14 protein-coding genes are annotated in these 18,284 nt (G+C 54.9%); 9 read left to right on the plus strand and 5 right to left on the minus strand.

The genetic code is table 11. The features are described from left to right. Positions 1-4: 4 nt before the first annotated feature. Together Dpoa569_RS07720 and ssuE are read right to left on the minus strand one after the other, a co-directional pair. Positions 5-964, minus strand: coding sequence for a sulfonate ABC transporter substrate-binding protein (locus tag Dpoa569_RS07720; protein ID WP_042871107.1), 960 nt, complete (start codon positions 962-964; stop codon positions 5-7). A 27-nt stretch (positions 965-991) separates the two neighbouring features. Continuing rightward, the gene (gene ssuE, locus Dpoa569_RS07725; protein ID WP_042871105.1) at positions 992-1,546 is read right to left on the minus strand and encodes an NADPH-dependent FMN reductase; all 555 of its coding nucleotides are present in this window, start codon (positions 1,544-1,546) and stop codon (positions 992-994) included. Between the two features lie 260 nt (positions 1,547-1,806). Here ssuE and pyrD point away from each other — a divergent pair, with 260 nt between their 5' ends. Next, positions 1,807-2,814, plus strand: coding sequence for a quinone-dependent dihydroorotate dehydrogenase (gene pyrD, locus Dpoa569_RS07730; protein ID WP_042871103.1), 1,008 nt, complete (start codon positions 1,807-1,809; stop codon positions 2,812-2,814). A 266-nt stretch (positions 2,815-3,080) separates the two neighbouring features. Continuing rightward, positions 3,081-3,635: a cell division protein ZapC gene (locus tag Dpoa569_RS07735; protein ID WP_146411208.1), complete on the plus strand. Its 555-nt coding sequence runs from the start codon at positions 3,081-3,083 to the stop codon at positions 3,633-3,635. A 63-nt stretch (positions 3,636-3,698) separates the two neighbouring features. Here Dpoa569_RS07735 and Dpoa569_RS07740 read toward each other — a convergent pair whose 3' ends face one another. After that, entirely contained in the window at positions 3,699-4,802 is a 1,104-nt protein-coding gene (locus tag Dpoa569_RS07740) for a YcbX family protein (protein ID WP_042871101.1), read from the minus strand. Positions 4,803-4,982: 180 nt separating this feature from the next. Here Dpoa569_RS07740 and rlmKL point away from each other — a divergent pair, with 180 nt between their 5' ends. From rlmKL to rmf, 6 genes are all read left to right on the plus strand, one after another. Beyond that, complete coding sequence (gene rlmKL, locus Dpoa569_RS07745; RefSeq protein WP_146411211.1) at positions 4,983-7,106, plus strand: bifunctional 23S rRNA (guanine(2069)-N(7))-methyltransferase RlmK/23S rRNA (guanine(2445)-N(2))-methyltransferase RlmL; 2,124 nt, start codon at positions 4,983-4,985, stop codon at positions 7,104-7,106. A 5-nt stretch (positions 7,107-7,111) separates the two neighbouring features. After that, a complete protein-coding gene (locus Dpoa569_RS07750; protein WP_042871097.1) occupies positions 7,112-9,040 on the plus strand; it encodes an ABC transporter ATP-binding protein in 1,929 nt (642 codons plus the stop codon). A gap of 173 nt (positions 9,041-9,213) precedes the next feature. Further along, positions 9,214-10,482, plus strand: a complete 1,269-nt coding sequence (gene pqiA / locus Dpoa569_RS07755) for a membrane integrity-associated transporter subunit PqiA (RefSeq protein WP_071604308.1) — start codon at positions 9,214-9,216, stop codon at positions 10,480-10,482. Further along, the gene (gene pqiB, locus Dpoa569_RS07760; RefSeq protein ID WP_042871095.1) at positions 10,469-12,115 is read left to right on the plus strand and encodes an intermembrane transport protein PqiB; all 1,647 of its coding nucleotides are present in this window, start codon (positions 10,469-10,471) and stop codon (positions 12,113-12,115) included. Before pqiA ends, pqiB begins: the two co-directional genes overlap by 14 nt. Next, complete coding sequence (gene pqiC / locus Dpoa569_RS07765; protein WP_128569732.1) at positions 12,115-12,693, plus strand: membrane integrity-associated transporter subunit PqiC; 579 nt, start codon at positions 12,115-12,117, stop codon at positions 12,691-12,693. Before pqiB ends, pqiC begins: the two co-directional genes overlap by 1 nt. 305 nt (positions 12,694-12,998) lie before the next feature. Beyond that, entirely contained in the window at positions 12,999-13,166 is a 168-nt protein-coding gene (gene rmf / locus Dpoa569_RS07770; RefSeq protein ID WP_042871093.1) for a ribosome modulation factor, read from the plus strand. A gap of 104 nt (positions 13,167-13,270) precedes the next feature. On the opposite strand, the gene Dpoa569_RS07775 is transcribed toward rmf, so the two are convergent. Together Dpoa569_RS07775 and ppsR are read right to left on the minus strand one after the other, a co-directional pair. Next, positions 13,271-14,323, minus strand: a complete 1,053-nt coding sequence (locus Dpoa569_RS07775) for a 3-deoxy-7-phosphoheptulonate synthase (RefSeq protein WP_042871092.1) — start codon at positions 14,321-14,323, stop codon at positions 13,271-13,273. A 163-nt stretch (positions 14,324-14,486) separates the two neighbouring features. Beyond that, the gene (gene ppsR / locus Dpoa569_RS07780) at positions 14,487-15,308 is read right to left on the minus strand and encodes a posphoenolpyruvate synthetase regulatory kinase/phosphorylase PpsR (RefSeq protein WP_042871090.1); all 822 of its coding nucleotides are present in this window, start codon (positions 15,306-15,308) and stop codon (positions 14,487-14,489) included. A 301-nt stretch (positions 15,309-15,609) separates the two neighbouring features. On the opposite strand from ppsR, the gene ppsA reads away from it, so the two are divergent. Further along, positions 15,610-17,988, plus strand: coding sequence for a phosphoenolpyruvate synthase (ppsA, locus tag Dpoa569_RS07785; RefSeq protein ID WP_042871088.1), 2,379 nt, complete (start codon positions 15,610-15,612; stop codon positions 17,986-17,988). Positions 17,989-18,284 lie beyond the last annotated feature (296 nt).

The following is an 18,284-nucleotide window of genomic DNA, read 5'->3' on the forward strand; positions in this document are numbered from 1 at the left end:
AGGATCAGTGTGCTACTGGGGCGTGCCAGATCCGGCTGGCGACGTCCAGTTTGCTGGGAATCAGGTGGTTTTCGTAAAACAGATCGGCGGTGTGTTGTTGCGCCTGCAAGGTGCGCTCATCCACCGGTTTGATCACCGTGATGGGGCGATGGTCAAAATAGGTACTGATAACTGCTTCCGGTAACCCCATGGCGTTGGCCAGCAGTGTAACGCTCTGCGACCGCTGGCTGATGGTCAGGGCATCGGCTTGAGTCAGGGTGGTGAGTAACTGTTGCAGGAAAGCACCGTATTTTTCGGCATAACTACGCGATGCCAGATAGAACGAACCTGTCAGGTTTAAGTCGGTGCCGTCGGCCAGTACCCGAACGCCGCCTTGCAACAGCGCCGCCGAGTAGTAGGGGTCCCAGATGGTCCAGGCGTCAACGTTACCTTGCTGGAAGGCGGCGCGGGCGTCGGCTGGCGTCAGGTAGGCGGGCTGGATATCGGTAAATGCCAGCCCGGCTTTTTGCAGGTTGCGCAGCAACAGGTTATGGGAGCTGGAGCCTTTCTGAAACGCGACCTTGCGGCCTTTCAGGTCGGCGACGGTTTTGATCGGGCTATCGTCCCGAACCAGAATCACTTCAGCGTTGGGTTTGGGCGGTTCGACACCGATGTAAACCAGATCGGCACCGGCAGCCTGCGCGAAGATTGGCGGTATATCACCGGTACTGCCGACATCAATGCTGCCGATGTTGAGCGCTTCCAGCATTTGCGGCCCGGCTGGAAATTCAATCCAACTGATTTTGGTGTGCGGGAACTGTTTTTCCAGCAACTGATGGGTTTTGGCCAGCACCAGACTGACTGAGCCTTTCTGAAAGCCGATGCGCAGCTGTTCCGGGGCGGTGTCGGCAGCGGCGAAGGCGGATACGCCAAGTGTGGCGGAGAACAGCAGTGTTAGAGCAGCGTGTTTAATCCAGGGCAACATCACATTTTCCTTGTCATAAAAGAACTGTCAGGCGCTTTGACGCAGCGGTTCGGGCTGACGACGAATCAATGCCTGAAAGAAGATATGCAACGCCTCTTGCAGACGCGCTTCCAGGGGGTCGCTAAATTGTGGGGTGCGGTCGTAGTGGGTGATTTGGCTGTCATCTGCAAATACGCCTTGCAGAATTTCCTGTGCTTTCAGGGCATTCAGTACGGGTTTCAGGCTGTAATCCACCGCCAGCATGTGCGCGACGGAACCGGCGGTGGACAGGGGCAGCACTACTTTATGTTCCAGCGCGCGCTCCGGTAATATGTCCAACAGGGCTTTCAGGCCGCCGGAAAACGACGCTTTGTAAATCGGGGTGGCGACCAGTACGCCGTCGGTAGTGGCGAGTTGTTCGTTCAGGGTGTGCAATGCCGGGCTGTCGAAGCGGGCATTGAGCAGGTCTTCCGGCAGAAAGTTGTGCAGGTGCCACGGCAGTACCTCGACACCTTTGGCGGCCAGCCATTTTCCAGCGTGATGCAATAAGGCGGTTGAACGGGAAGGGTAGCGTGGGCTGCCTGCCAGTGTGATAACGCGCATGATCACTCCTTATAACCAAAAAGTATCGTTTTTAACTATTTAATAACGGTTTGGTTAGTCTGGCAGACAGGGTGCAGGTTAGAAAAATGATTTATTGTGGAATGGAAAGCGAAAAAACGAATAAAAAATCTCCAATATGCGATGGGGAAAAGAAAACGATTGCGTCACGGCGGCGTTTTTTTAACCCCGGTCAATTCCTTTTCGTGCAGTGATGGATGATAATACGCCCCCGGTTTATAACCGGGAATCCAGGAGAAGTCATGTATCCCCTCATTCGTAAAGCGTTATTCCAGCTCGACCCCGAACAGGCGCACGAGTTTACTCTGCATCAACTGCGCCGTATTACCCATACTCCATTTGAATGGCTGGTCCACCAGTCGGTTCCCACCAAGCCGGTCACCTGTATGGGGCTGTCGTTCCGTAACCCGCTGGGGTTAGCTGCCGGGCTGGACAAAGACGGCGAGTGCATTGATGCGCTCGGTGCCATGGGGTTCGGCTTTATTGAGGTGGGCACCGTGACGCCGCGCCCGCAACCGGGCAATGATAAGCCGCGCCTGTTCCGGGTGGTGGAAGCCGAGGGGTTGATCAACCGCATGGGGTTTAATAATCGCGGGGTTGATAATCTGGTCGAGAACGTCAAACAGTCGCGTTTTGGCGGTGTACTTGGCATCAATATCGGCAAAAATAAAGACACGCCGGTGGAGCAGGGGAAAGAGGATTATCTGATTTGCATGGATAAGGTCTATTCTCATGCGGGTTATATTGCCATCAATATTTCCTCTCCCAATACGCCGGGGTTACGTACGCTACAATATGGCGATGCGTTGGATGACTTGCTACAGGCTGTAAAAAATAAACAGACCGAGCTGCATAACCGTTATCAAAAATATGTCCCCGTGGCGGTAAAAATTGCGCCGGATCTCTGTGAAGAGGAATTAATCCAAATTGCCGACAGTCTGGTTCGCCATAATATTGATGGCGTCATTGCCACCAATACTACGTTGGACAGGCAATTGATTCAGGGGTTGAATCATTGCGGGCAAACCGGCGGATTAAGCGGACGCCCGTTGCAATCGCGCAGCACCGAGGTGATTCGTCGCCTTTCGCAAGAATTACACGGACGATTGCCGATTATTGGTGTCGGCGGTATTGATTCGGTGGTTGCCGCCAGAGAAAAATTAGTGGCCGGTGCGACACTGGTTCAGATTTATAGCGGATTTATTTATCGTGGACCGCGTCTGATTAAAGATATTGTTACCCACATCTGATTTTTCATTCCTGTTATACCCAAAATAATTCGAGTTGCAGGAAGGCGGCAAGAGAGAGAATCCCGATGAGCTTACTCAGGTAAGTGATTCGGGTGAAAGAACGCAGCCAACACACCTGCAACTTGAAGTATGACGGGTATATCCGGCGTAGGGGGTTTATTTCTCCTCTGCGCTGGTCTATATTTTCTTCGTTTGTGTAAAAATACGTCATAGCCGTTGCTGATGGGTTATTTTTAAACCGGTTGTAAGAAATTAAAGGTAATCTGATGAAATTAATCCCTGACGATAGCTGGCGTTGGTATTTTGATACCGATCAGGCGCGCCTGATGCTTGATCTGGCCAACGGCATGGTATTTCGTTCCCGCTTTCCTTCCTCAATGCTGACGCCGGATGCGTTTACACCAGGTGTATTCTGTGTAGATGATGCCGCGTTGTTTTTCACTTATCAGGAGAAATGCCAGGCATTGGCGTTATCGGCTGAAGCTCGTGCTGAACTGGTGTTGAACGCGCTGGTGGCGAACCGTTTCCTGAAGCCGATGATGCCCAAAAGCTGGCATTTTGTGGCGCAACGTCAGACACATTCATCCCCACAAACCGGCGATCAGGTTAGCGTGCGGTTGAATGAGCGCCCGGAGATGGCGAATTTTATGGTGGTGGAGGTCGGTGATAAAGCCAGCCTGTGCGTGCTGGCGCAGAGTCAACTGGCGCTGAGCGGCAAGATGATGCAGTTGGGCGATGCCATCAAAATCATGCATGACCGCCTGCGTCTGGTGACGACAAAAAGCGACGAGGTTTGCGCGCATTACGCTGTCGCCGGCTAATCGCCGATGAAGCGATACCGTCATTTCATCGTAAATATCGTACACATCGTAAACGTAGCGTCGTCATTCCAGTTCGATATCTCCTGCCGGGATGCAACTACATGTCAGAATCGTTCCGTCTTTCCCCAGCGCGCTGGTTTTCAGCGGCGACACGTCACCCTGGATGACACTGAGCCGACAGCAACCGCACAACCCGGCCCGACACGAGTAGGGAATGCGTATCCCCTGTTGTTCCAGCTGTTCCAGCAGAATTTGCTGGTTGTTGCCAGTAAAACGCGTGCCCTGATACGTAATCTGTACCGCTTTGGCGGCGCTGCCTTGCGGCGTCAAACTTTCCGTGGTGGCGCCTGCGCCATAAGGCCGAGGGGGTTTGGTAGACAGAATCTCGACGCTGTCGCCGGCACGAATAATGCCGCTGTTGCGGGCTATCAGGTTCATGCCGAAATCCACATCACCGTTTTCCGCCGTTCGGTATTGCTGTAGCGTCGCCAGCGGTTCGCCTGATGGGTGCTTGCGCCCGCGCTCGATACTTACCGTCGTCAGCACACAACGGGCAGAGGGTTTGACCACATCAAACATGACCTCGCCGATGCGCAGCGTCTGCCAGCTGTCTTCAGCGTAGGCAGCCGCGCCGCTGACCACCAGATTTGGGCGGAACTGCTCAATGCGGATGCCTGCACCGCAACGACGGCGCAGATCATCAAATGACGCCTCGTTAATCAGCAGGAAAGGGTAGCCGTCGGCAAATCCCAGCGGGATGTCCGGGTAGCGTTTGACGCGGCGTGATAATTCTGGCCCTTGCCAGCGCAGTTGCACCGGACGTTGCAGATAATCGCTCAGCCAGCGGTTAACTGCTTCCGGCGCTATGCGAGCCTGAAAATGGTTGCCCCAGACTTCGGTAGAAGCGGTAACCGGCGCGAAATCATCGAAACGCACCAGATAACTTCGGCCATCAGGTGCGGACAGGAATACGCCATCAAGGGCCAGCGCGGGCGTGAACAACACGAGCTGCGGAAACTGACGGGCGGTAATAAAGGTGCCATCAGGCTCGGTGATCATCAAGATGCGATCAAACGCCAGACCGCTGGGACTGACCATCGCCTGCGACAGCTGGATGCCACGCATGGATTTAACCGGGTGAATAAAAAGCCGACTTAACGCAATCACGCTGAGGATTCCTTGCTGACGTAAAGCGGCAACTTTATGACAAGCCGCCGGGATTAGCTATAATGCGCCTCAATTTTCTTTAAGGCTCCGATTTTCCTTACGGGGCGTTTTTTCCAGTGTGCTTTCTCTTTGAAACGCACGCTTATTAAGGTAGTCCTTCATTAAGGTAATCGTTGCGATATGAACTCTCTGTTTGCCAGCACGGCGCGTGGTCTGGAAGAATTGTTAAAAAGCGAACTTGAAGCGCTGGGCGCGCAGCACTGCACGGTGGTGCAGGGCGGAGTGCACTTTCAGGGAGATGATCGGCTGCTGTACCAGAGCCTGATGTGGAGCCGACTGGCATCACGCATCCTGCTGCCGCTCAACGAGTTTAACGTTTATAGCGATCTGGATCTGTACCTGGGCGTGCAGGCGGTGGACTGGAGCGCGGTGTTTGACGTCAACCACACCTTTGCGGTGCATTTTACCGGCACCAACGACGAGATTCGCAACAGCCAGTACGGTGCGCTCAAAGTCAAAGACGCCATTGTAGACAGCTTCAGCCGTAAAACCGGCCAGCGCCCGGACGTTGCCCGTCAGCAGCCTGATATCCGTATTAATGTATTTTTGCAACGCGAGAAGGCCAGCGTCGCGCTGGATTTAAGCGGCGAGAGCCTGCATCTGCGCGGTTATCGTGAGATGGCCGGGCAGGCGCCGCTCAAAGAGAATCTGGCGGCGGCGATAGTCCTGCGGTCCGGTTGGGAAACCGGTACGCCGATGGTGGACCCGATGTGTGGCTCCGGCACGCTGCTGATTGAGGCGGCGATGATGGCGGCGGATCGCGCGCCCGGTTTGCATCGTCAGCACTGGGGATTTCTGGCCTGGCAGAAACACAATCCGACGCTGTGGAAAAGCGTCATTACCGAGGCACAGGAGCGGGCACGGGCGGGGTTGCAGGCGACCACTTCCCGTTTCTTCGGTTCTGATATCGACCGCCGTATGGTGGAGATCGCCAGCAGCAACGCCCGCCGTGCCGGGGTCAGTTCCCTGATTCGGTTTGAAGCCCATGACGCCACACAGTTGAAAAATCCGCTGCCGCAGGGACCGACAGGCACGGTGGTCAGCAACCCGCCTTATGGTGAGCGACTGGAAAGCGAACCGGCGCTGATTGCATTACACAATCTGCTTGGTCGCAAAATGAAAAGCGAGTTTGGCGGTTGGACGCTGTCGCTGTTTAGCGCCTCGCCGGAACTGCTCAGTTGTTTGCAACTGCGTGCTGATCGCCAGTTCAAGGCCAAAAACGGCCCACTGGAGTGCGTGCAGAAGAATTATCAACTGGCGGAAAACGAAGCGGGCGCACAGCACTCGGCAACATTCGCCGAAGATTTCGCCAACCGTCTGCGCAAAAATCTGCGCAAGCTGGAGAAATGGGCGCAGCAGCAGGGGATTGAGTGCTATCGCCTGTATGACGCCGATCTGCCGGAATACAACGTGGCGGTGGACCGCTACGGCGAGCGGGTAGTGATTCAGGAGTACGCGCCGCCAAAAAGCATTGATGCCCAGAAGGCTCGCCAGCGGTTGTTTGATGTGATCAACGCCACCCTGAGCGTGTTGGCGTTGCCCGCCAGTCATCTGATATTGAAAACCCGTGAGCGTCAGAAAGGCAAAAACCAGTACGAAAAGCTGGCCGAGAAAGGGGAGTTCCTGCAGGTATCGGAGTTCAACGCCAAACTATGGGTTAACCTGACCGACTATCTCGACACCGGACTGTTTCTCGATCACCGTATTGCCCGCCGTATGCTGGGGGAGATGAGTAACGGCAAGGATTTCCTCAACCTGTTCGCTTATACCGGCAGCGCCAGTGTGCACGCCGGGCTGGGCGGCGCACGCTCCACTACCACGGTGGATATGTCGCGCACCTATCTGGAATGGGCGGAGAAGAACCTGCGTCTTAACGGCCTGACCGGTCGTCAGCACCGGCTGATCCATGCTGATTGTCTGGCGTGGATGCGTGAAACCCGCGAACAGTTTGATGTGATTTTTATCGATCCGCCGACGTTCTCCAACTCCAAACGGATGGATGAGTCGTTCGATGTGCAGCGTGATCACCTGATGCTGATGACTCAGCTTAAACGACTGCTGCGCCCTCGCGGCACTATCCTGTTTTCTAACAACAAACGCGGATTCCAGATGGATCAGGCTGGGCTTGCCGCACTGGGACTGGAGGCGAAGGAGATTACCGCACAAACCTTGTCGCAGGATTTCGCCCGTAATCGTCAGATTCACAACTGCTGGCTGTTGAAACACGCCGGCGAGGAAAAATAACTACCATGTCATTGATCAGTTTATCCGGCGCCTGGCTGTCATTCAGCGATGCGCCGCTGTTGGATAACACCGAACTGCATATTGAAGACAACGAGCGTGTGTGTCTGGTCGGGCGTAACGGTGCCGGCAAATCCACCCTGTTAAAAATTCTGGCGAAGGAAATACCGCTGGATGATGGCCGACTGGTGTACGAGCAGGACCTGATTGTAGCGCGTTTGCAGCAGGACCCGCCGCGCGACGTGGCCGGTACGGTGTTTGATTTTGTAGCCGAAGGCGTGGCGGCGCAGGCCGGGCACCTGAAAGCCTATCATGCTGCGTTGCGGTTGGTGGGAGAAGACCCCAGCGAGAAAAACCTGAACCAACTGGCGAAGATTCAGGAGGTGCTGGATCATCAGGGGCTGTGGAAGCTCGAAGACCGCATCAATGAAGTGCTGGACAAACTGGGGTTATCGGCAGATACGCTGTTGTCGGCGCTGTCCGGCGGCTGGCTGCGTAAAGCGGCGCTGGGGCGTGCGCTGGTCAGCGCACCGCGGGTGCTGTTGCTGGATGAACCCACCAACCACCTCGATATCGACACCATCGACTGGCTGGAAGGTTTCCTCAAAGCGTTTTCCGGCAGCATTGTGTTTATTTCCCATGACCGTTCGTTTATTCGCAATATGGCGACCCGTATCGTCGATCTGGATCGCGGCAAGATGGTGTCCTGGCCCGGTGATTACGACAACTATCTGCTGGGTAAGGAAGAGGCGCTGCGGGTAGAGGAATTGCAGAATGCAGAATTCGACCGCAAGCTGGCACAGGAAGAGGTGTGGATTCGCCAGGGCATCAAGGCGCGCCGTACTCGTAACGAAGGCCGGGTGCGGGCGCTGAAGGCGATGCGTCGGGAACGTGCTGAACGCCGTGAAGTGATGGGCAGCGCCAAAATGCAGGTGGAAGAGGCGGCCCGCTCCGGCAAGATAGTCTTTGAACTGGAAGATGTTGATTATCAGGTGGATGGCAAGACGCTGGTGTCCGGTTTTTCCGCTCAGGTACAGCGTGGCGATAAAATCGCGCTGGTTGGTCCAAACGGTTGCGGTAAGACCACGTTGCTGAAACTGATGCTGGCGCAACTGGCACCGACATCAGGTCGCATTCACTGCGGCACCAAGCTGGAAGTGGCGTATTTCGATCAACATCGTGCTGAATTAGACCCAGAAAAAACGGTGATGGATAACCTCGCCGAAGGTAAGCAGGAAGTGATGGTCAATGGCCGTTCACGGCATGTGCTGGGTTACCTGCAGGATTTCCTGTTCCACCCGAAACGGGCCATGACGCCGGTAAAAGCGCTATCCGGTGGGGAGCGTAACCGACTGTTGTTGGCCCGGTTGTTCCTCAAGCCCAGTAATCTGCTGATTCTCGACGAACCCACTAACGATCTGGACGTGGAAACGCTGGAACTGCTGGAAGAGTTGCTGGAAAGTTATCAAGGCACCGTACTGCTGGTGAGTCATGACCGTCAGTTCGTCGATAACTCGGTCACCGAATGCTGGATTTTTGAAGGGAATGGTCTGATTGGCCGCTATGTCGGCGGTTATTATGATGCCCAACACCAGCGTGCGTCCGCCGCGCCGTTGCGCACGCCTGCACCGATAAAAAGTGCCGCAGTGAAAGAAAACCGCGAGAGCGTGCAGAGTGCGCCATCCGCACCGCCAGCTAAACGCGGCGGCGGCAAGCTCAGTTATAACCAGCAGCGTGAGCTGGAACAGTTACCGCAACGTATTGAAGCGCTTGAGAACGAGATTGAAAACTTGCAGCAGCAGATGAACGATCCGGCGTTCTTTTCCCAGCCACATGATAAAACCCAGCCGGTGCTGGCGGCACTGGCTGAAGCGGAACAGCAACTGGAAACCTGCTTTGAACGTTGGGAAGCGCTCGAAGCGCAAAAGAATGGCTAACGTTATAGTCCACGGCGATAGTAACGGGCGCTGGCGTAAGCCATCGTAGTTGCAAAGGGATGAGTTGCAAAGAAATGAACTGACATATCTTGCAGGTAATAGAGCGGGTGCTGCATCGGTCCAGTGAGGCAGCATCATGATTTTCGTATCGGCCTGGCTACCGGAGGCGGCGAATGTGCGTTCATCACCACCACTATGACCGGCATATGCTGTGCCCGCATTGTGACCTGTTGGTCGAGTTGCCGACATTACAGGATGGTCAGCGGGCGGTGTGTCCGCGCTGCAAAACGACGTTATCCAGCCGCCAGCGCGAGCCGCGCTGGCGTCCTGCCAGCTTTGCGTTTAGCGCGCTTGTCATGTTGCTGCTGTCCATGCTGTTTCCCTTTGTCTCGATGAGTGTTGCCGGTATTCGTAGCGAAATCACCCTGCTGGCGATCCCGCAGGTGATGGTGGCGGAAAACTACGTTAGCATGGCGACGCTTTTTCTGCTGTTTGCTCAGCTGGTACCCGCCTGTTCGATGGTGGCGATCCTGTTGCTGTGCCTGCGTGCGCCGTTGCCTGATGTGTTGCGGCGCTGGCTCACCCGGCTGTTGTTCCAGTTGAAAAGCTGGGGTATGGCGGAAATCTTTTTGGCTGGCGTGCTGGTCAGTTTTGTTAAGCTGATGTCGTACGGCGATATCGGTATCGGCGCCAGTTTCATCCCTTATATCGTTTTCTGTCTGTTGCAGTTGCTGGCATTTCAGAGTCTCGACCGACGCTGGTTGTGGGATGACGTCGCCCCGCCGCCGCCGATGCCGACAGGGCTGAAAATCGGCCACAGCGGACAAGCGCAGGGGGTGCGTTCCTGTACCTGTTGCAGCGCCATTCTGCCTGCCGGGGAGGTGCGTTGTCCGCGTTGTCATACCTATGGACATGTGCGTCGGCGTCACAGTGTGCAATGGACGCTGGCGCTGTTGTTGACGTCGGTGCTGCTGTACGTACCCGCTAATCTGATGCCGATTATGGTCACCGAAGCGCTGGGCCATAACGTCACTTCGACTATCATGTCCGGCGTTATCCTGTTATGGGACTCCGGTTCGTGGCCGGTGGCGTTGGTGATTTTCGTCGCCAGCATTATGGTGCCGACACTTAAAATGCTGGCGATGGGCTGGTTGTGTTGGTGCGCGTACGGTTCACGCCGTCATGATACCGAGCGTCTGCACCGACTGTATGAGATCGTGGAATTTGTGGGGCGTTGGTCGATGATCGATGTCTTTGTCATCGCTGTGCTATCGGCGATGGTGCGTATGGGCCGACTGATGAGCATTTATCCGGCTATTGGCGCGGTATTGTTTGCCAGTGTGGTTATTCTGACCATGATTGCTGCGATGACCTTTGATCCCCGCCTGCTGTGGGACAAGCATCAGGTGCAAGCAGAGGAGCGTTCCGTTGACGAAAACTAATCAAGGCATGGCACAGGTAGAAAGCATTAAACGCTGGTCGCCGGTATGGATTGTGCCGATTGTGACCGTGTTGATTGGTGTCTGGATTCTGTTTTATCACGTGAGTCATCGCGGACCGGAAATTACGCTGACTACCAGTAGCGCCGAGGGGATCGAGGCCGGAAAAACGACGATTAAAAGCCGTAGCGTGAACGTCGGCATCGTGGAAAGCGTGATGCTGAGCGAAGACCTGCATCAGGTGGAGATCAAGGCGCGTCTCAATGACGGCATGGATAAATTGCTGAGCAAGGATTCGGCATTCTGGGTGGTCAAACCGCAGATAGGCCGTGAAGGTGTCTCCGGGCTGGGGACGTTGCTGTCCGGCTCCTTTATCCAACTGCAGCCAGGCTCCAGTAAGGAAGACAGTCGCACGTTCATACTGCTGGATTCGCCACCCCTGGCGTCGCCCGATGCCAGGGGCATTCGTATTATGCTCAATAGTGAGCAGTCCGGACAGTTGACCGCCGGCGACCCGGTGCTGTTTCGCGGTTATCGGGTCGGGTCGGTAGAAACCAGCCATTTTGATCCTGCCGCCAGAAAAATGCAGTATCAGCTGTTTATCGCCGCACCCTATGACCAACTGGTGACGACGAATGTTCGTTTCTGGAAAGACAGCGGTGTGGCGCTGGACCTGTCCGCTCAGGGGATGCGGGTGGAGATGGGATCGCTTAGCACATTGTTAAGCGGCGGCGTCAGCTTTGATGTGCCTGCCGGCTGGGACGTGGGCAAGCCGGCACATGAGCGCGACCTATACCAGTTGTTTGACAGTCAGGGCAGTATTCAGGACTCGCTTTATACCGAATATAAAGAATACCTGCTGTTTTTCGATGAGTCGGTTCGCGGCTTGCAGGCGGGAGCGCCGGTTGAGTTTCGTGGTATTCGGCTGGGAACCGTTACCGAAGTCCCCTTTTTCCCCAGGAATATGCCGCAACGTTTTGACAGCGATTATCGCATTCCGGTACTGGTGCGTATTGAACCGGGTCGGCTGAAACCAGGGCTGCGGGATAAGATCGATCTGGAGCAGGAGTTAAGCAAGGGCGCTGAATCGGGTATGCGGGCATCGATGAAAACCGCCAATCTACTGACTGGCGCGCTATACGTGGATCTGGATTTTTATCCGCAATTAAAAGGCCGGGTGGCTTCGCTGACGTCAGTAGAGGGCTACCCGGTGTTGCCGACCGTCAACGGTGGCCTGACGCAGATTCAGCAGAAACTGATGTCGATGTTGGATAAGATCAATGGCCTGCCACTCAATCCGATGGTGGAACAGGCAACGAAAACCCTGACAGAGAGTCAGTCCACCCTGCGTGAGTTGCAGAAAACGCTGGCGTCACTCAATAAGCTGACCAGTAGCGATGCGATGCAGCAGTTACCCGCGGATATGCAACGCACCTTGCGCGAGCTGAACAGTAGCCTGCAGGGAGTACAACCCGGCTCACCGGCCTACAACCGCATGGTGGTCGATATGCAACGCCTCGATCAGACGTTGCGTGAGTTGCAGCCGCTGCTGCGAACCCTGAATGACAAGAGTAACGCGCTGATTTTCGAGGCACCGGGTGCCCGTGACCCTCAACCGAAAAAGGCGAAACCATAATGAAACGATGGCCGTTGTGGCGGGTATTGCCGTTATGGCTGGTATGGCTGCTGAGTGCCTGTAGCAGCCCACAGAAAGTGTATTATCAACTGCCCGTCGTTGCGCAGAGTAGCGGCCTGTCAGTGGCTTCGGCGGAAGGACGCCAGTTGTGGGTGGCACCCGTCACCCTTGCGGATTCGCTGGCGGGAAATGGTATCCTGTTCCAGACCTCAGCGGTGCGTTACACCATTGCGACCAATAATCTGTGGGCCAGCCCGTTGGATCAACAATTGCAGCAGGCGCTGGTAGCGTCGCTGCGCAACGGCTTGCCGGGGTGGCATGTTGCGACTACCGGCGTTGCCAGCGCTGCTGCGTTGCGTTTACAGGTCAATGTGACGGCGTTTCAGGGGCGGTTCGACGGTAACGCCGTGATTCGCGGTGAGTGGGTGTTGCAGGGCAGTAAACGTATCGTGACCCAGCCGTTCAGCATCGACGTGCCGCAGACCGAAGATGGCTATGACGCGCTGGTGAGCGCGCTCGGCAAAGGTTGGCAGCAGGTAGCAGAGCAGGTGAGCCAGCGTTTGCTGACAGGAGCCTGATACCTGCCTGACCTGGCAGTCGTGCCGCTTTATATATCGATATGCACTCAGTTATAGCAAATACCTCTGGATGCCGATTTTGTGATGGTGATCGAATTCCGGGGGTTTTGTTTTTGTCTCAAACTGTTAGCCATAAAATATGGTTTTGTCTCGCAGAAAATTCCTCATTCTGGTTCACAAATATGACAATGGCATGAATATTGTGCCTTGATCTTCGCTTCCCGAATGGCTATTCATAGAATGTGGTTGCGTGAAAAGTGACCACTGTTTTCTTTCCACCAGAGTCGAAATGAGGGAAACAAGGCATGAAGAGACAAAAAAGAGATCGTCTGGCACGGGCGCATTCACGGGGCTACCAGGCTGGTATCGTTGGCCGGTCCAAGGAGCTCTGTCCTTATCAATCTATCGATGCCCGTTCTAACTGGTTGGGAGGCTGGCGACAGGCCATGGAGGACAAGGCGGTGATTGCCTAATCGCACCTTGTCACTTGAAAAGGGACTAACCTCCGCCACGGCGGAGGTTTTCTTTTTAGGCGGTTTTCTTCTTTAATCGGTGCGATACGGGCGATTGTTGTATGTCAGTCGGCAAAACGGCTGTCTACCGCATCCGCCAACATGGCCAATAGGCGTTCGCTGTCCTGCCAGCCGAGGCAGGCATCGGTAATCGACTGACCATAGGTGAGTTGATCGCGATGATGTAACGGTTGGGTGCCTTCCACCAGAAAACTCTCTGCCATGACACCGGCGATGGCGCTGGTGCCGCTACGAATCTGGTCGCATACCGACTGTGCGACGGTCAACTGGCGTTGAAACTGTTTCTGGCTGTTGCCGTGGCTGAAATCTACCACCAGCCGTTCTGGTAGTGAGAATTCCCGTAACGCAGCACAGGCGGCGGTGATGTGTTCTGCCTGGTAATTGGGGGTTTTGCCACCGCGCAGAATAATATGCCCGGACGGGTTACCGTGGGTTTGATACACCGTCATACGACCGTGTTCATCCGGCGATAAAAACATATGACGCGCGCGGGCGGCACGGATAGCGTCAACCGCGATACGGACGTTGCCGTCGGTACCGTTTTTGAACCCCACTGGACAGGAGAGCGCAGAAGCCATTTCCCGATGGATCTGGCTTTCAGTGGTACGTGCGCCGATAGCCCCCCAACTGATGGTATCGGCAATATACTGCCCGGTGACGGTGTCCAGAAACTCGGTGGCGGTCGGCAGGCCAAGCGCGTTGATATCCAGCAGCAGTTGGCGTGCTTGTGCCAACCCCTCATTGATCAGGAAGCTGCCGTTGAGTTGCGGGTCGGCGATCAACCCTTTCCAGCCCACCACGGTGCGCGGTTTTTCGAAGTAAGTCCGCATCACGATTTCCAGCCGGTGCTGGTATTGCGTTCGTAATGCGGCCAGCCGCTGTGCGTAGTCTCTGGCACTATCAATATGGTGAATGGAACATGGGCCAATGATCACCAACAAACGGCGATCTTGTCCGGAAAGAATGTGTTCTATGCGTGCGCGTGAGGCGATGACGGTGTCGGCGATCTCCGCTGTGAGCGGAAGCTTGGTCAACAGTTCATGGGGCGTCATCAGACTGGCAAGTCGTTCGCTGCGCGGCTGATCAGTTAGTTGCATGTGTAATCTCTGAATGTCCGTGAAATTTATCGTATCGATCCCTGTCGGCCTGGTTTACCTTCGGGGAGGTGGCCGTAGAGCCACCAATATGCTTGTGGGACCGCCTGGCCGCGATGGTCATAGTCTATCACAGGCGACTTGCTACTCCGAGGGATGAAAATAGTTAATACATACGCCTATTTATACCCATTAGGTCAATAATTCTGGCTGATATCTCTTCTACCGAATAATTGGTGGTGTTGATGTAGCGGATCTGGTGACGGCGGAATAACGATTCCACCTCGCTCAGCTCCATACGGCATTGTCGCAGCGACGCGTATCGGCTGTTGCCGCGCCGTTCTTCACGGATGGCGGTTAGCCGTTCGGCATCAATGGTTAACCCGAACAGCTTTTGCTGATAGGGTTTAAGCGCATCCGGCAGCAGCAGGTTATCCATATCATCGGCAGTAAAAGGGTAATTTGCGGCGCGAATACCGAACTGCATCGCCAGATAAAGACTGGTGGGGGTTTTGCCGCAACGGGACACGCCGAGCAGAATCACCTGTGCCTGATCGAGGTTGCGCAGCGAAATGCCATCGTCATGAGCCAAGGTATAGTCGATGGCGGCTATGCGGGCATCGTATTTGGTCAGGTTGTTGGCGGTTAGCCCATGGGTGCGATTGGCCACTGGCGTCGGCGAGACGTTTAATTCCCGCTGTAGCGGTGCGACCAACGCCTGAACAATGTCCTGACAGAAGCCTTCGCTGCCGATGATGATATCGCGGATAGCCGGAGTGACAATCGAATAGAACACCAGCGGGCGCACACCGCTCTGGCGGTATAAGGTGTCGATTTGATCACGAACGGTGGTAGCCCGGTGTTCGTTATCGACAAACGGCAGAGTACAGCTGACGGTGTTAACCGGAAACTGGGACATGACGGCGTGCCCCAACACTTCTGCAGTAATCGCCGTGCCATCGGATACATAAAATACGCTTCTTTCCATATCAGACTCCTTAAATACCCTTGCGGGTTATCATAAGACTTTTGTGCCGAAAATCAGGTGCTTCTGGAATTTTTTAATGAAACGTCATTTCATTATCTTCATGATTGTGATGATGTTATTTGACAATATTGAGATTTTTCTGACTTTTGGCAATCTCATCGCGTGAATTCCTCTTTTTTCGTCAGGTTGATCGATTCACCTTTCCGTGCTTTTTGCAACCCTGTGCTACGCTCATAAAGCCGAAACTCATTTCTGGCGAAATATTTCATACCCTAATTGTATGCAAAAAGGATTATTTTCGATGTCTAACAACGGCCCTGATAGGCGTAATGTCCTGTGGTATAACCAGCTTGGTATGCACGACGTTGAGCGGGTGGGAGGTAAAAATGCCTCTCTGGGGGAAATGATCACGAATCTGTCGGAGCTTGGGGTGTCGGTTCCGAACGGTTTTGCGACAACCGCCCAGGCGTTTAATGACTTTCTTAACCAGAGCGGCATCAACCAGCGAATCTATGAACTGTTGGATAGCACTAATGTCGATGATGTCAGCCAACTGACCAACGCTGGCGCACAGATTCGTCAGTGGATCATCGATACGCCATTCCAGCCGGAGCTGGAACAGGCTATCTGCAGTGCATATCAGCAACTGGCTGACGGTGAACCAGAGGCGTCGTTTGCCGTGCGTTCATCCGCCACAGCGGAAGATATGCCGGATGCATCCTTCGCGGGACAGCAGGAAACCTTTCTTAACGTACAAGGTATTGATGCCGTGATGGTGGCGGTGAAGCACGTGTTTGCTTCACTGTTCAATGATCGTGCTATTTCGTATCGCGTTCATCAGGGCTATGACCACCGTGGCGTGGCGTTATCCGCCGGTGTACAGCGCATGGTGCGCTCCGATCTGGCCGCCTCTGGCGTGATGTTCACGTTGGATACCGAATCGGGCTTTGATCAGGTGGTGTTCATTACCGCCGCCTGGGGGCTGGGCGAGATGGTAGTGCAAGGCGCAGTTAACCCGGATGAGTTTTATGTGCACAAACCGACGCTCTTGAGCGGCAAGCCGTCGATCGTTCGCCGCAATATGGGATCGAAAAAAATCCGCATGGTGTACGCAGCGACCCAGGAGCACGGTAAACAGGTGCGGGTAGAGGATGTGGAAGACGCGCAGCGCACCCGCTTCTGCCTGAGCGATGACGAAGTGCAGGCGCTGGCGCATCAGGCGTTGTTGATCGAAAAACATTATGGCCGCCCGATGGATATCGAATGGGCCAAAGATGGTCATACCGGCAAACTGTACATTGTGCAGGCGCGTCCGGAAACCGTACGCTCCAATGGTCAGGTGATGGAGCGGTATCATTTGCCAGCAGGCGGCAAGGTGCTGGTGGAAGGGCGTGCTATCGGCCACCGTATCGGTGCAGGCGAAGTGAAAATCGTCCATGACATCAGCGAAATGCACCGGGTCAATGCGGGTGATGTGCTGGTGACCGACATGACCGACCCGGACTGGGAACCGATCATGAAAAAAGCGGCGGCGATTGTCACCAACCGTGGTGGGCGCACCTGTCATGCGGCGATTATCGCACGTGAACTGGGGATTCCGGCGGTCGTGGGCTGTGGCGACGCTACCGAGCGGTTGCAGAACGGTCAGAAAGTGACGGTATCCTGCGCCGAGGGCGATACCGGCTACGTTTATCATGACCTGCTGGACTTTACGGTGAAAAGCTCGCAGGTGGACGCGATGCCCACGCTGCCGCTGAAAATTATGATGAACGTCGGTAACCCGGATCGGGCGTTCGATTTCGCCTGTCTGCCCAACGAAGGCGTAGGGCTGGCGCGGCTGGAGTTCATCATCAACCGTATGATTGGGGTACACCCGCGCGCGTTGTTGGAGTTTTCGCAACAAACGCCGGACATTCAGCGTGAAATCCGCATCCTGATGCAAGGATACGACGACCCGGTCGAGTTCTATATCGAACGGCTAAAGGAAGGCATTGCGACGCTGGCGTCGGCGTTCTGGCCGAAGCGCGTGATCGTGCGTTTGTCTGACTTTAAATCCAACGAGTACGCTAACCTGCTGGGCGGCACCCGCTACGAGCCGGAAGAGGAAAACCCGATGCTGGGCTTCCGTGGCGCGGGTCGTTATGTATCGCCGGATTTCCGCGCCTGCTTTGCGCTGGAGTGTGAGGCAGTGAAACGGGTGCGTAACGGTATGGGGCTGACTAACGTCGAAGTGATGATCCCGTTTGTACGCACGGTGGCGCAGGCGCAAGCTGTGGTGGATGAACTGGCCAGTCAGGGGCTGAAACGTGGCGAGAACGGTTTGAAAATCATCATGATGTGCGAAATTCCGTCTAACGCGCTGTTGGCGGAAGCGTTCCTGCAACATTTTGATGGATTCTCCATCGGTTCGAATGACATGACCCAGTTAACGTTGGGGCTGGACCGCGATTCCGGCGTGGTATCCGAGTTGTTTGACGAGCGTAATGACGCGGTGAAAGCGTTACTGGCAATGGCGATTCGTGCGGCTAAAAAACACGGGAAGTATGTTGGCATCTGTGGTCAGGGGCCGTCTGACCATGAAGATTTCGCCGCCTGGCTGATGGATGAAGGCATTGACAGTCTGTCGCTGAACCCGGATACGGTGGTGCAGACCTGGCTGAGTCTGGCTGAGAAACGCTAACCTCTCGTTTGACAAACTTCTTGTTTGACGAACTTCTCGTTTGACGAACTGTCTATCCTGCCGCCCAGGCATTCGCTGGGCGGTTTTTTTTATGCCTGCGTGTTGTGGGATAACAGAGTGACATACAGCAAAGGCCGTGAGGCGAGGTTGTTGGTGGTGGGGAATAACCGGGCGGCAGATAAAAAAATGCCCATCTCAAGAATGGGCAAAGACTACACACAGCAATTCGTTACTAGCTCTGACGAGGAGAAACCTCATTGACAAACATTACATTAACAATAGCTCCGGGTATGAAT

This window comes from Dickeya poaceiphila, assembly GCF_007858975.2.
Taxonomy (GTDB): Bacteria; Pseudomonadota; Gammaproteobacteria; order Enterobacterales; family Enterobacteriaceae; genus Dickeya; species Dickeya poaceiphila.